Source organism: Crossiella sp. CA198, from assembly GCF_052078295.1.
Classification (GTDB): Bacteria; Actinomycetota; Actinomycetes; order Mycobacteriales; family Pseudonocardiaceae; genus Crossiella.
Map to the genome: position 1 here is coordinate 147241 of NZ_JBQJIM010000012.1, position 14620 is coordinate 161860.

At 70.9% G+C, this 14620-nt stretch carries 8 protein-coding genes; 7 read left to right on the forward strand and 1 reads right to left on the reverse strand.

Going from position 1 to position 14620, the window contains the following annotated elements; translation table 11 throughout:
- Nucleotides 1-17: 17 nt before the first annotated feature.
- Complete coding sequence (locus ACTOWY_RS21310) at nt 18-1649, forward strand: PucR family transcriptional regulator (RefSeq protein WP_441311411.1); 1632 nt, start codon at nt 18-20, stop codon at nt 1647-1649.
- A gap of 178 nt (nt 1650-1827) precedes the next feature.
- Here the strand turns inward: ACTOWY_RS21310 and ACTOWY_RS21315 are convergent, their stop codons facing one another.
- A complete protein-coding gene (locus ACTOWY_RS21315) occupies nt 1828-3165 on the reverse strand; it encodes a serine hydrolase domain-containing protein (protein ID WP_441311412.1) in 1338 nt (445 codons plus the stop codon).
- 237 nt (nt 3166-3402) lie between these two features.
- Here ACTOWY_RS21315 and ACTOWY_RS21320 point away from each other — a divergent pair, with 237 nt between their 5' ends.
- From ACTOWY_RS21320 to ACTOWY_RS21345, 6 genes are all read left to right on the forward strand, one after another.
- The gene (locus tag ACTOWY_RS21320; RefSeq protein ID WP_441311413.1) at nt 3403-7335 is read left to right on the forward strand and encodes an exo-alpha-sialidase; all 3933 of its coding nucleotides are present in this window, start codon (nt 3403-3405) and stop codon (nt 7333-7335) included.
- A 137-nt stretch (nt 7336-7472) separates the two neighbouring features.
- Nucleotides 7473-7976 carry a hypothetical protein gene (locus ACTOWY_RS21325; protein ID WP_441311414.1) on the forward strand — a complete coding sequence of 168 codons (504 nt, stop codon included), beginning with the start codon at nt 7473-7475 and terminating at the stop codon, nt 7974-7976.
- Nucleotides 7976-9349, forward strand: a complete 1374-nt coding sequence (locus ACTOWY_RS21330) for a hypothetical protein (RefSeq protein ID WP_441311415.1) — start codon at nt 7976-7978, stop codon at nt 9347-9349. Before ACTOWY_RS21325 ends, ACTOWY_RS21330 begins: the two co-directional genes overlap by 1 nt.
- On the forward strand, nt 9346-10716 hold the full coding sequence (locus tag ACTOWY_RS21335; protein WP_441311416.1) for a VWA domain-containing protein: 1371 nt from the start codon (nt 9346-9348) through the stop codon (nt 10714-10716). Before ACTOWY_RS21330 ends, ACTOWY_RS21335 begins: the two co-directional genes overlap by 4 nt.
- 11 nt (nt 10717-10727) lie before the next feature.
- Nucleotides 10728-11840, forward strand: a complete 1113-nt coding sequence (locus ACTOWY_RS21340) for an ATP-binding protein (RefSeq protein WP_441311417.1) — start codon at nt 10728-10730, stop codon at nt 11838-11840.
- On the forward strand, nt 11837-14614 hold the full coding sequence (locus ACTOWY_RS21345; protein WP_441311418.1) for a hypothetical protein: 2778 nt from the start codon (nt 11837-11839) through the stop codon (nt 14612-14614). Before ACTOWY_RS21340 ends, ACTOWY_RS21345 begins: the two co-directional genes overlap by 4 nt.
- Nucleotides 14615-14620: the final 6 nt, after the last annotated feature.

The window sequence follows — 14620 nt, forward strand, 5'->3', positions numbered from 1 at the left end:
TGGCGGACAATCAGCTGATGGGCAGCCCCCGGGCCGGACTCGGCCGCGTACTGGACGACCTCGGCAGCACCCTCGTCGACCTGGTCTGCGGCGACCCCGGCCCGGCCGGGCAGCTCGGCGGGGTGGTGATCCACGACCCCCTGGACGACCAGGGCCTGCCGCGCCAGGCCCTGGTGCTCGGCGTCGGCCTGCACACCCCGGCCGAGATCGTCACCCGGCTGGACGCGCTGGGCAGGCAGGGCGCGGCCGCGCTGGTGGTACGCGGTCCGGTGGCGGTGGACGCCGACATCGCCGCGGCCGTGCGCCGGTCCAAGGTGGTCCTGCTCGGCCTGGCCCGCGGCGCCTCCTGGACCCAGCTCGCCGCCATGCTGCGCTCGCTGATCGCCGAGGGCGAGGTGGGCGAGGCCGGTCCGGAAACCCTCGGCGGCATGCCGTCCGGGGACCTGTTCGCGCTGGCCAACGCGGTCGCGGCGCTGCTGGACGCGCCGGTGACCATCGAGGACCGCAGCTCCCGGGTACTGGCCTTCTCCGGGCGGCAGGAGCAGGCCGACCCGTCCAGGGTGGAGACCATCCTGGGCAGGCAGGTGCCCGCCCGGTTCGCCCAGATCCTGGCCGACCGCGGCGTGTTCCAGCAGCTCTACCGCAGCGAACGCCCAGTGTTCGTGGACGCCATGCCCAGCGAGGAACCCGGCGCGCTCACCCTGCCCCGGATGGCGGTGGCCGTGCGCGCGGGCGATGAGGTCCTCGGCTCCATCTGGGCCGCGGTCCGCGAACCCTTCGCCGACGACCGGGCGCAAACCCTGTGCGACGCGGCCAAACTGGTCGCCCTGCACCTGATGCGCTTGCGCGCGGGCGCGGACGTGCAACGCAGGCTGCGCGCCGACCTGGTCAGCACCGCGATGGAAGGCGGCCCCGGCGCGGCCGAGGCGGTCCGCAGACTGGGCCTCACCGACCAGTCCGCGGTGGTCCTCGCCCTGGCCCTGGCCGACTCGCACGGCGACGACCCGGCCCAGCACGCCCAGCTGGTCGCCGAACGCCAGCAGATCGCCGACGCCCTCGCGATGCACCTCAGCGCCGTGCACCCACGCGCCGCCGCCGCACTCGTCGGCGATGTCGCCTACGCGATCCTGCCCGTGCCACAGGATGATCCGGCCGCCGAGGAGCGGGTGCACCGCATCGCCACCGACTTCCATGGCCGGGTCGGCGACCGGCTGCCCATCCTGGTCGGCATCGGCTCCGTCGCCGTGGACGGCATGGCCCTGACCCGCTCCCGCGCCGGCGCCGACCTGGTGCTGCGGGTGCTGCGGGCCGGACGTGGCAGGCGCCCGGTGGCGCGGGTGAGCGAGGTGCACAGCGAGGGCCTGCTGCTCGAACTCGCCGACCTGATCGCCGAACGCGGCGACACCCTCACCGGCCCGGTCGCCCGCCTGATGGCCTACGACCGCAAGCACAACAGCGCACTGGTGGAAACCCTCAGCGCCTGGCTGGACGCCTTCGGCGACGTGGCCGCCGCCTCCACCGCGGTCTTCGTGCACCCCAACACCTTCCGCTACCGCCTGCGCCGCCTGGCCGAGGTAGCCGAACTCGACCTCACCGACCCCGCAGCCCGCTTCGCCGCCATGCTCCAACTCCGCCTCTGGCGCGCCTAAACCCCCACACCTCGTGTTGGCCGTTGTCGTACGGTGAGTTGGCCGTTATGGACGGCGAGTTGGCCCAACTGGTACGCCGGTTTGGCCAAAGTGGACGTACCAGTTGGGCCAAGTGGTACGAGTTCGGCCAAGACTGGGTACGACAACGGCCAACACGATGTGTGGGGTGCGGGTGTGTTCAGGAGGCGCGGGCCAGGGTCCGGCCGCCGAACTCCAGGCCGCGCAACCGGCCCTGCTGATCACGCAGGAACCGTCCGCTGCGGTGCCGGGTGTCCGCGGCCCGGCTGATGACCTCCTCGTCCACGAAGGCCAGCTCGAACGGCGGCGGCACCGGGAGATCGCCGTTCCCGGGGAAGACCAGCTGCGCGGACAACCTCGCGCCGGTCAGCGTGAGATCGAAGGCCAGATCCCCGTTGTGGTAGCGCCCCACGTACTCACCGAGCCCCGCCACCGGCTTGTCCACCACCGGCCGCGGCGCCAGCCGGGGCAGTCCGGCCAGGTTCTCGATGCACCAGTCCACGATCACCGGTCCCAGTTCGCCGCCGCCACCGCTGTTGGCCAGCACGGTGACCGCCAGGTTGTGCGCGGGCAGCGTGACGAATTCCGAGACCTGCAGGTTGCTGACATTGCCGCCGTGCCGCACGACCTCGGCGTCCCCGTGCGACATCCGCAGCCAGCTCAGCCCCACCTCCTCGAACGGCAACGCGCCGGTGCGCTGCGGCACCCACATCGCCGCCCGGGTGGTCGCGCTGATCGGTTCGGTGCCGCTGGTCTCCCCGGTGACCCAGAACCGCGCCCAGCGCAGTTGATCCCGCGCGGTGGACCACAGCCCGCCGGCAGGCCCGGCCGCGCGGTCGATGCCCAGCATCCGGGACACCCTGGGCGCCCCGTCCACCATCGCGTGGCCCACCGCGTGCTTGCGGGTGAGCACCTCCCAGGGCAGGAACACCGAGTCCAGCATGCCCAGTGGCGCCAGGATCCGGGTCCGCACCAGGTCCTCGAACGGGCTGCCCGCGATCACCTCGGCCAGGTAGCCTGCCAGGGTGAACCCGCTGTTGCTGTAGGAGAAGGCGTCCCCCGGCGGGAAGCACTGCGGCAACTGGCCGAACTGCTCCACCGCGGTCCAGATCGCGTCCTCGGCCCAGCCGCCGCCCAGGTCCCGGTCACCGAGCAGGCCCGAGGTGTGGGTGAGCAGGTGCCGGGCGGTGATGGTGGCCTGCGCCACCGGATCGGCCAGCCGCAGCTCCGGCAGGTAGGTCGAGATCGGCTGGTCCAGCTCCAGCGAGCCCTCCTGCGCCAAGGACATCAGCAGCGCGCCGGTGAAGGTCTTCGTGGTCGACCCGATAATGAACAGGGTGTCCGCGTCCACCGGCTGCCCGGTGTCCAGACTGGCCACCCCGGTGCACAGCACGCTCTCCCGCCCCTCGTGCAGGATCCCCAAGGCCGCGCCGGGAACCCCTGCCTGTGCCGCCGTGTCCGCCAGCAGAGCCCGCAGCTCCGCCAATGCTCCCACCATGGTGTGCAGGCCCCTCGCCGGTTGGTCTGTGCTGGTATCCACCGACGCTAGTAACGGGCTGCGGGCCCCGGTTGGTTCTGTGAAACGAATGATCGCCGCCGGATTCGTCAATCCCGACGACCGTATTCCTTGCCTGTTGAATACGGCTCGGCGCCCCCCAGGGACCCGCCGCGGCCGCAGAGTCAGTGCGACCGGTGGATCACTCGCACCGGACCCTGACTGTCTGAGGAGAACAGGATGCGTTCTCGACTGCGGCGCTCCGTCGCGGCGTTACTGGGGGGTGCGCTGCTGGCCGGAACGCTGGCCGCGGCTCCCGCGGCGGTGGCGCAACCGCCGCTGGACAACGCCGGACTGGCCAACGCCATGCTCGGCGGCTACGTCCGCATCGCCGATCTGGACCGCGACTACGCCCGGCACCTGGTGGCCAGCGCGGAACTGGTGGACTGGCGGAGCAAGAACCCGGCCGCCGACCAGACCGCCGCCACCACCCACTTCAACGCCATCCAGCGCGCCATCGAAACCGCGGTGCCCGAGGTGATCTGGGCCCAGGACACCGAGGACATCGTCGGCGCCTGCCTGGTCGCCCTGCAGGGCGTGCCGGGTGCGGTGCTCGACGGAGCCAAGATCACCGCGTTGCGCGGCGCACTCACCGTCCGCGACGTCACCGCGATCACCGGTCGCATCGAGGACCGGATCATGGGCGCGCTGCCCAAACAGTCCTTCAACGCCGGTTTCGCCGCGGCCGAGGCGGGCGCCTGGGCCGGGGTCGCGGCCACCGCCCGCGCCGACGCCGCCTTCAAGGGCGCCTGGGATCTGGGACTGGGCAACACCCTCGGGGTGAGCGCGGCCGCCAGCGGGCAGCAGATCGGCGCGCTGCCGAAGTTCACCCAGGTCCTCGACATCAAGCCGATCCTGGAGTGGTACGGGAACAAGCCCAAGTTCGAGGACGCCACCAAGGGCGCGGTCAAGCACCTCGGCGAGGGCCTGACCAACCAGCGCGGCGACATGGTGGTGGACCTGCGGAACCGGACCACCACGCACAAACCCGGCAAGAAGCCGGTCGAACCGGACCAGGCGGCCAAGGACGCGGCCGAGGAGCTGGAGAAGAAGCGGCAGAGCTACATCAGCGGGGCCAAGGGCGGCCTGGACGCGGTCGCGTTCCTGGTCGGCATCAACGATCCCGAGGGCGCCAAGCAGGTCCGCCAGTTCGCCGCGGGCGCGGTGCAGCTGGCCACCGCGGTGAACAAGTGCATCACCGCGTTCACCCTGATCAACAGTGTCTTCTCACTGGCCACGGTCGCCTTCACCGGCAACGTGATCGGCGCGATCAGCACCCTGGTCTCGCTGTTCGCCTCCTCCGGACCGACGGTGGAACAGGTGATCCTGGAGGAGATCGGCAAGCTGCAGAAGCAGGTCGAGCAGCTGAGTCAGCAGCTGAGCAGCCACTTCGCCCTGCTCGACGGCAGGCTCAACGACATCTACGCGGGCCTGACCGTGCAGCTCGGCCAGATGGACGCCACCCTGGAGGTGGTCAGGGGCCGGGTCACCGACATCGAGCGGGAGCTGACCAAGCTCGACAACACCACCAGGGTCATCGGCCGGACCGTGGTGCAATCCCTCGGCGACCTGTTCACCGAGCCCACCTGGCGGGCGGCGAACACCTTCGTCGACTTCCGCAAGAACTACCCCGGCCGCACGCCGACCTTCGAGGACTACAAGGGCCCGGAGAACGAGTTCCAGCGCCTGGGCAGCGAGGTCATGGCCAAGACTGCGTTCGCGGTGCCCGATGACAACCGCGACCCGAACGACGTGGCGGACAACCTCGACCTGTACGGACCCGAGGGCAGCATCGGCTACCTGGCCTTCTACGCCGCCAGGCTGTCCGGTCAGCCGTTCCCGGCCGCGCCCAAGGTGGGCAACCCGCTGCCGTGGAAGATCGCCGCGAACGCCTACACCCTGGCCACCGAACAGAATCCCGCACTGGCCAAGCAGTTCGCCCCGGAACGCGCGAACGCGGTGATCCAGGCCGGGCTCAAGATCAGGGACGGGGCGCTGCGGTTCAGCGAGCCGGGCCCGAACGGGACCGTCAACCCGTTGTTCGGCGGGCTGATGTCCCACTACACCAACAAGATCGCTGAGTTCTACGGCAGCAACGCCGAGCTGGAGAAGGAGATCACCCGGGACCGGTACGGCCTGTTCGACGGCCCGACCCAGAAGGTCCAGGACAAGGGCGGACTGGAGGGCGACGGTCAGACCAAGCGTTGCGACGCCGACGGCGGCGACCGGATCGACCGGCCGAACAACGCCAACGGCACCCAGCTCAAGCCCGCGATGATGCTGGCCCGCAACATCCACGACGCCCCGCCGTCCTACGACGCGTGCTGGATCGCCCGCTTCGACAACGAGGAGACGGTGGTCACCAGGATGGACTGCCCCGGCACGACGCCGTGCTACGACCGGAGCAAGTTCGGCAACCTGCGGGTGGAGTTCTACCAGCACACCCAATGGCCGGGCGCCGAACAGCGGCAGGCCCGGCGGATCGGCGCCTGGGTGGAGTACCGGGTGCGGTTCGAGAGCTGCTGGCTGATCGGCGAGTTCGAGGCGGGCTGCTCGCTGAAGACCACCGCGCCGCAGCAGACCGTCAAGGAGTGGCCGCGGTACCGCGTGGAGTTCGAGGCCAAGGGCATCGCACTGCACCCCGCCGACACCGAGGTCGACGCCGAGGCGCGGATGCGGAAGTTCCTCACCGCCCGCCAGCAGGACCACTACCGCTGGACGGCCAGGCAGATCCGGGAAACCAGCAGGCCCAACGAGGTCAACCTGGCGGTGCGGCTGCTGCGCGCCTACACCGAACTCGGCTTCCCCCGCGCGCTCAAGTCCGACGATCACCTGCGGGCGCTGCTGTACGGCTCCCACGCGTTGCACAACAGCGCCGCGGCCGAGCACCACGTGCTGTCCTGGATCTATGACCACGCCGCGAACAACCTCGGCAACGGGGTGTCGCCGTGGCTGTCCGACCAGTTCGAGGAGCCGGGTCCGCTGGGCTGCCAGCGCCTGCCCGGCCTGACCACCAAGGACCCGCTGGCGGTGTGCATGGCCTGGGCGGCGAAGGTGCGCCTGGACCGGCTGGCGGCCCGCTACACCGAACAGTTCGCCCAGCGCTACGAAGGCTCGGACCAGACGCTGCCGGAGGTGCAGCAGCAGTTGCGCAAGCTGTGGCTGGCGATGAAGGCGGTGTACCCGGCCTTCGCCTTCGCCGGGCCGATCGACTCGCTGCCGGTGGCCGCGCCCGCCATCCAGCGCTGGTCGAGCCCGGTGCCGGTGGCCGGTGGCGTGGCCACCGACAGCGAACCGGCGCTGACCGAACTCAACGGCAGGCAGATCGCGGTCTGGCGGGAGACCAACCACAAGCTGTACACCGCGGTCAGCGCGGACGGCCGGACCTGGAGCGCGAAATCGGAACTGGGCGGCGGATTCCCGCTCGGCACCGCGCCGAGTGTCACCGTGTTCAACGGGAAGGCGGTGGCCACCTGGAAGGCCATGTCACCGCAGCGGGTGCTGTTCCACTACTACAGCACCAGCACCGACGGCAGCACCTGGACCACCGTCCAGGGACCGCGAACCGACCCCGGCGGGCTGGAGGCGCCGGCGCTGGCCGTGGCCAACGGGCGGCTGTACGCCCTGGCCAGGAACACCGGCGGCGAAATGGTCCTCGCCTCCAGCACCGACGCGGTGAACTGGACCGGCTATGCGCGCATCCTCGGCGCCAACCGCACCAGCTTCCGCCCCGCGCTGGCCGCGGTCAGCGGAAAGCTCGCCGTGGCCTGGAAACACCCTGATGCCGCCGGTGCGGTCCTGTCCACCAGCACGGACGGCACCACCTGGACCGCACCGAGCGCGCTCGCCGGTGGCGCGGGCAACTACGCGAACCCCGCGCTGACCGCGGTGGCGGGCAAGCTCTACGCCCTGTGGCCCGGAGTCTCCGGTGATCAGCAGATCTGGGCGGCGAGCAGTGCCGACGGCATCGCCTGGTCCACCGCGGTGCCGGTGATCCGCCAGGCTCGCACCGCCCGGCCGCCCGCGGTGACCACCTTCAACGGTCGTCTGAACGTGGTGTGGAGTGACCAGGCCAACCGGCTGCACTCCGCGGTCAGCGCACCGCTGAGCTGACCGGACCGGGGCGGCCGGGCCAGCCCCGGCCGCCCCGGCTCAGCAGGCAAGATCGGGATTGTCGGTGGTCGCCGCTACGTTCTGCGTTGTCCCCGCCACAGTGGTGTGCGGACGGGTCCTCGCAGGGAGATGGTGCGTTGTCAGACTGGGAGAGGGCGAGCAGCGCGCGGGTGTTACCGCCCGCGCGGCCGCGCAAGCTCGCCAAGGTGCCGTTCGTCGAGCTGGCCGACGGGCGGTTGCAGGGGGTGGTGTCCAGTGGGTCGGACATCGGCCGGGTCTACGTGTCCTCGGTGGCGGTGGGGACGTACGCGTTTTCCTGTAGCACCAACAACAATCGGCCGTGTGGTGGGGCCCGCGGGCTGTTCTGCAACCACATCCTGGCGCTGATCACCGAGTCGGTGCTGCAGTACGGCGCGGCGCGGGTGGCGCGGTATCTGCGGGTGGAGGTCGCTGGCGAGGAACTCGACGCCCAGGCCATGTCCTCGTGCATGAGCGGCACCCACCCCGTGCAGGCGGACAGTGCCGCGGCGGCCCAGGTGTTCAGCCGGTTCCTGCGCCATCTGGCCTATCTGGAGCTGGCCCCGACCACCGCGCCGTTGCCGGAGATGCAGTGGTTCCCGGCGAGTCGGGCGGTGCCGTGATGCGGGCCGATCTGCTGGTGGAGCCGGTCGCCGGGCTGGCCGAGGCACTGGCCGCCCTCGACGCGGCGGACCGCGCGCTGGTCACCGGGTTGCTGCGACCGCAGGCCGCTGACCTGGCCGAACTCGCCGACGCGGTGGCGGGATCGCCGTTGGCGGGACGAGTTGCCGAGGCGGCGGAGAAGGCCCTGGCAGGCGCGGCGGGGGAGGAGCACTTCCTGGCTCTGGCCGCCGCGCGGACCGCGGTGGCCGGTTCGGTGCACGACGCGTTGCTGGACCGGGTGGCCGAGGCCACCGGACGGTCCCGCGATGCGGAGTTCGAACAACAGTCCACTGTGGACTCAGTGCCAAATGTGCTGCTGGCGGCCAGATCCTGGCTGTCCGACCTGGCGCGAGCCGGGTGGCGGGGGATCGACCAGGACCTGATTTCCGGTGCCGCGCCGGTCATCTCGGCCCTGCTGCCGGACCCGGCCCTGCGCCGCCTGGCCGCGCTGCTGGACGGATTCGCCGCCGAACTCGGCGCGTCCTGCCCCGGCTCGGCGCTGGAGCGGATCCCGGCCCGCCGCTGGGGTGACCTGTGGTCGCGGGCCATGCTGCTGACGCTCTCCGTTGGCACGCCGGAAATCGGCGCCGTCACCGGCCGACTGCTGCCGCTCGGGGTGGACCTGCACGAGCACGCCACCGCGGCGCAGGCCCAGGTGCACGCGATCCTCGAACCCGCCGACGGCGGACCGGCCCGGCTGGTGCGGGCCAGCGTGTCCACACCCAAGCCGGACACCGTGATCGGCGCCGGAATCTGGCAGCTGCTCCGGCCGCACCTGTCCTTGCTGGCCGCACTCGGCGCGGGCCGTTCCATGGACCTCACCGACATGCCGATCACCGCCGAGGGCGACCTCATCTGGCGGGACGAGCACGCCCGCACCGGCGAATCCGCCGACGCCTTCGTCACCGCGCGGGTGGCCCTGCCCACCGCGATCAGCGCACCCGCCGCGCCCCTGGACCGGCATCCGGCCCGCCTGGCCGTTCCGGTGTTCCTGGAGGGCTACGCCGTCGAACGCACCGGCGACACGCTGACCTTCACCGTCGCCGGAGAGCAGCTGAGCGTTGCCGCGGAACGGATTCCGGCCGCTGGGCCGCTCACCCCGGAGGCGGTCGCGACCTCCACCGCCTGCCTCGGGCTGCTGCGCTGGGACGCCGGGGAATTCAGCGTCCAGCCGCTCGCCGTGGAGACCATCGCGCGCAAGAAAACCGTTGCCCTGCATGCCGGAGCGTGGGCCGGGGGCACCACGGACAAGGTCGGCGCCAAGGCGGAGAAGGCCGCCACCGAGGCCACCGCGGTGCTGCGGGAGCGAGCCGGAAGGCTGTTGCGGAAATGACCCAGACGCAGGAGAACCGCCGCCAGGTGCTGTACTGGCGGCTGCTCGCCCGGCTGTTCGACCAAGAGGAGCAGGCCAGTCTGGAATCGGCCGGCCTGGCCGTGGTCGAGGACATCGGCCTGCCACCGGCCCTGCTGGACCCGCAGGTGGCGGTGGACTCGATCGTGCAGCGGCACCCGGAGCTGGCCGCGGAGTTCGACGGTCTGATGCTCCCCGCGGCCCAGGACGAACGCGATGGCGCGGCCGAGGTGCGGCGGGCGGCGCTGGTGTCCAAGGTGCTGCTCAACGTGTTCAACACCGGCACCGGCACGGTGAGCGCCGGACAGCTCTCCCGCTGGCAGGCCGACGCGGGCTGGCTGGAACGGGCGCTGGGCTGCAAGCCGGGGGAGTTGCGCGGCAACCGTTCCGGGGGCCGCGGGGTCAGCCCGACCGGCACCGGCGGCGCACCCGCCCCCGACCTCAGCACGCTGTTGCCGGAGATCGGGCCGGAACTCGGCGCGCTGGAAGGCGATCTGGTCAAGCGCATGCACCTGCGGGAGGTGCTGGCCGACCCGGTGCTGGCCGCGCGGCTCACCCCGAGCATGTCGCTGATCGAACAGTTGTTGCGGGACAAGGACAATCTCTCTGGAGTGGCGCTGGCCAACGCCAAGGCGCTGATCCGCCGGTTCGTCGACGAGGTGGCCGAGGTGCTGCGCACCCAGGTGCGGAAGGCCACCGTTGGCGCGCTGGATCGCTCGGTGCCGCCCAAGCGAGTCTTCCGCAACCTCGACCTGGACCGCACCATCTGGAAGAACCTGACCAACTGGAGTCCAGAGGAGGAACGGCTCTACGTCGACCGCCTCTACTACCGGCACACCGCGCGCAAAACCACGCCACAGCGGCTGATCGCGGTGGTGGACCAGTCCGGTTCCATGGTCGACTCGATGGTCAACTGCACCATCCTGGCCTCGATCTTCGCCGGACTGCCCAGGGTGGACGTGCACCTGATCGCCTACGACACCCAGGCCCTTGACCTCACCCCGTGGGTGGCCGATCCGTTCGAGACGTTGCTGCGCACCAATCTCGGCGGCGGCACCGACGGCACGGTGGCGATGACCCTGGCCCAGCCCAAGATCGCCGAACCGCGGAACACGGTGGTGGTGTGGATCTCCGACTTCTACGAGTGGCACGGCGAGCAGCTGTTCGAGAGCATGGCCGCCATCCACCGCTCCGGGGCCAAATTCATCCCGGTCGGCTCGGTGACCAGCTCCGGCCGCGGCAGCGTGAACCCGTGGTTCCGGGAGCGGTTCAAGGACCTGGGCACCCCGGTGATCTCCGGCCACATCAACAAGCTCGTGCACGAACTCAAGACCTTCCTGACTTCCTGAAAGGCACCACGATGTCCGACCTGTTGCGCGCACCGGCCGAACTCAAGTACGCGGAGGAGCTGGACTGGCTGGAGTCCGTCGACGACAGCCCCAAGCCGTTCTCCTGGCGGCTGTCCCCGAAGATGGTGCGCTTGTTCGTGCTGGGCGCCGAACGCGCCGACGGCCTGGACCGCCCGGTGGCGCAGAAGTGGTTCGGCGACCGCGGCATCGTCGAGCGGGCCATCGTCACCCTGGCCTCCGACCGTGGTCTGCTGCTCATCGGCGACCCCGGCACCGGCAAGAGCTGGCTGGCCGAACTGCTCGCCGCGGCGATCTCCCGCAACTCCACCCTGGTCGTGCAGGGCACCGCAGGGACCACCGAGGACCACATCAAGTACTCCTGGAACGTCTCCATGGTCATCGCCAAGGGCCAGTCCAGGGCCTCGATGATCCCCTCGCCGATCATGACCGCGATGGAGACCGGTCAGCTGGGCCGGTTCGAGGAGCTGACCCGCTCCACCAGCGATGTGCAGGACGCGCTGATCTCCATCCTGTCCGAGAAATACATCTCCGTGCCCGAGCTGGACAGCGACGGCATTGTCTTCGCCAAGCCCGGTTTCTCCATCATCGCCACCGCCAACAGCCGGGACCGCGGCGTCAACGACCTGTCCTCCGCGCTCAAGCGCCGGTTCAACTTCGTGCGCATCCCGGTGGTGACCAACAAGAAGAGCGAAACACAGATCGTCCGCTTCCGCACCGAGGAACTGTTGCGGCGGCACCAGATCGAGCTGGACGTGCCGCCCACCCTGCTGGACGTGCTGCTGCGCAGCTTCGCCGACCTGCGGGCCTCGGCGGCCGCGGCGGGCAGCGATGAGGAGAAGCTGGAATCCGCGCTGTCCACCGCCGAGCAGATCGGCGTGCTGGAGGACGCCATCCTGCACAGCAACTTCTTCGGTCAGCGCGCGCTGACCGCCCGCACCCTGGCCTCCTCGCTGGTCGGCTCGCTGGCCCGGCGGGAGCCGGAGGATCTGGCCATTCTCAACAAGTACCTGCACGGCGTGGTCGAACCGCGCAGCAAGGACGAGGGCGGGGACTGGCCGGAGTTCCTGGAGGGCGGTCGGGACGCGATCGCCAGCCTCGCGTGAGCGCGGTGGAGGGCGGCGCCTTCGCCGCGCTGCGCGGCCAGCTCAGCGGTGCCGCGGCCGAGTTCGCGGACGGACCCGGTGCGCTGGAAGGGATCCTGCTCGGCATCGTGGACGATGTGGACCGCGCGGTGCGCGAGCCACTGGAGATCTTCCCGGTCTGCCACCACTCCCCGGCCTCGGCCGTGGCGATGGCCAGGCGGCTGCGGGAGAAGCAGCCCAAGGTGGTCTACCTGGAGCTGTGCGAGGACCTGGCCCCACTGCTGACCGAGTTGCGCAACTGCCGCCTGCCGGTGGCGGTGCAGGCCTTCGCCACCGAGGTCGAGGGCTTCCCGGCCGAGTGGGCGCCGCTGTCGGTGGTCGCGCCGATCACCGAGGCGTCCGCGGAGTACCAGGCCATCGCTTACGCCCTGGACACCCCTGGCGTGGAACTGGTCCTGGTCGACCGCTCCGCCGACCACGTTTTCCAATGGGAGGAAAGGGAAAACCCTGCCCCCGACCCGGACGCGCCACCGGCTGAGGAAGAAGCCGCACTGCACGGCGACGCGATCGGCGTGGAGATCGGCGACCTGCGGCCGCGCTTCGCCGAACTGGAGGAGCACCTGCTGCGGCACGGGCGGGTGCGGCACTGGTCGGAGTGGTGGCACCAGTACGTGGAACTGCCGCTGGGCGACAGCGATCACGACACCTACCGCCAGGTGATGTTGTTGATCGGCAGCCTGTTCCGGCGGCTCGCGCCAGGGGATCCGCACCGGGTGCGGGTGGATGAGGACCGCGAGCGGTACATGTGGACCCGGATGCGCGCGCACCTGGCCGCCACCGGCACGGATCCCGCGGACTGCCTCTACCTCTGCGGCGCCTTCCACGCGGCCAGCCGGGTCGCGGAGTTCGGCGTCGAGGGCACGGACGGGTTCGTGATCAGCCCGCCAAGTGCGAGTAGCTGGCAGTACGGCCTGATCCCGTCCAGCCACGCCGCGATCGAAGCCCAGTTCGGCCTGGCCGCGGGTTCGGTGTCGATCGCGGCCACCGAATGGGCCAAAAACGTCAAGCGCACCCGGGTGCCCCCGTTCCAGCTCGACGGCCAAGCCGGTGGCGGCAAACGGAAAAAGCCCGCCGCCCTGCCCAGTCCGGTGCCCGCCATCGCCACCGCGGACCAGCTCTCCGGTTTCCTGCGCCGCCCCGCGGTGCTCGACGAGGTGGACCAGGCCGAGCTGCTGGGCTGGTCGGTGGAGATCGTCCGCGCGGCCCGCCGCAACGGTTACCTGGCCTCCACCGCCGACGCGATCTCGGTGTACGAGACCTCGATCCTGCTGGCCGGTATGCGAGATCGGGCCAAGCCGACGCCGTATGACTTCCAGGACGCGGCGGTCACCTGTATCGAGAAGGACGTGGTGCCGGGCAGGCGCGATGTGCGCCGCATCGTGGAGATCATGATGGGCGGCGACCGGATCGGCCAGGTCGGCTACGACGCGCTGCCGCCACTGGCCCGCGACGTGCACGACCGCCTCGCCCCGCTCAACCTCAAGCTGCACCAGCGTGGCGTGCAACGAGCGCTGCTCGACATCGCCAGTCAGCCGGAGCTGGCGCGCTGCTCGGACGTGCTGTGGATGCTGCGGTACCTGATGCCGCACGGCACCGCCCGCCCGATCATGGGCCAGCGCAGTCTGGGCGAAGATCCGATCCAGGAGTCCTGGGACCTGGCCCTGGGCACCCACCAGCGGGCGCTGATCGAACTCGGCTACGAGGGCGTCAGCCTGGAACAGGTCCTGGAACAACGCCTGCGCCGCAACGCCCACGACCCCCAGGCCACCGCCGCCAAGGTCCTCGAAGCCGTCGAGGACGCGACGCTGTACCTGCGCGGCCACCGGCTGGCGGGCGAACTCGGCACCCGCGCCCTGGAGGTCCTGGCCACCGAACGCAGCGTCGACGGCGCCCCGGACGTGCTGCGCCGGGTCCGCCGCCTGCTGTCCTACTACCGCACCAGCCAACCCGCCCTGCCGTCCTGGATCGAGTCCTTCGTCAAGACCGGCTACGCCCACTACTGCACCCTGCTGCCGACCGCCTTCACCGACGAGGACGCGGGCGTGGACCAGGTCGCCGCCATGCTCGGCTTCCTGTTCAGCATGGAAACCCTGGCCCTGTCCCTGGGCTGCGATCGCACCCAGCTCGAACTCGCCATCGCCCAATCGCATCCACAGGACCCGGCCAAGGTCGCCCTGCTGTGGGCCGCCCAGGTCCAGCTCGGCACCCTGTCCCGCACCGAACTGCGCAGCCGCTGCGACGACCTGCTGGCCAACCCCTTGGTGCTGCCCGCCTATCCCCGCTACCTCAGCGGCTTCGTGCACGCCCTGGAACCGGCTCCCGGCCTGGCCGACTTCGTGGTGGAGGCCATCTCCAACGCCTTCGCCCGCCTGCCCGACCCGCTGCTGCTGCCCTGGCTGCCCACCCTGATCACCACCCTGCGCGCCCGCGGCAGCGAGCAGGTGCCGATGCTGATCCGGGAAGCGGGCCGGATCTTCCCCGGCAGGCTGACCGCGCTGGACGAGTGGGTGCCGCCCTGGCAGGTCCAGCCGGAACCGGTCCCGGTACGCCGGTCGGCGAGCGGTCAGGGCAGCACGTTGCTGGCGGCACATCCCGCTGCCTGCGACGCGGTGGCGAGCCTGCTGGGCTGCACCGACCCTTGGGCGGCAACGGGTTCAGCCCCGGCGGGCGCGGAGTTGATCAGCCGTCACCCGGCCACGGCGGTGACACTGGCGGGGGTGCTGGCCGCGTTGTGAGCCGGT

Bases quoted from the DNA above. Each gene is read 5' to 3' on its own strand.
- ACTOWY_RS21320 (WP_441311413.1), top strand. From the start codon at position 3,403: ATGCGTTCTCGACTGCGGCGCTCCGTCGCGGCGTTACTGGGGGGTGCG.
- ACTOWY_RS21340 (WP_441311417.1), top strand. From the start codon at position 10,728: ATGTCCGACCTGTTGCGCGCACCGGCCGAACTCAAGTACGCGGAGGAG.
- ACTOWY_RS21335 (WP_441311416.1), top strand. From the start codon at position 9,346: ATGACCCAGACGCAGGAGAACCGCCGCCAGGTGCTGTACTGGCGGCTG.
- ACTOWY_RS21310 (WP_441311411.1), top strand. From the start codon at position 18: ATGGGCAGCCCCCGGGCCGGACTCGGCCGCGTACTGGACGACCTCGGC.
- ACTOWY_RS21330 (WP_441311415.1), top strand. From the start codon at position 7,976: ATGCGGGCCGATCTGCTGGTGGAGCCGGTCGCCGGGCTGGCCGAGGCA.
- ACTOWY_RS21315 (WP_441311412.1), bottom strand. From the start codon at position 3,165: ATGGTGGGAGCATTGGCGGAGCTGCGGGCTCTGCTGGCGGACACGGCG.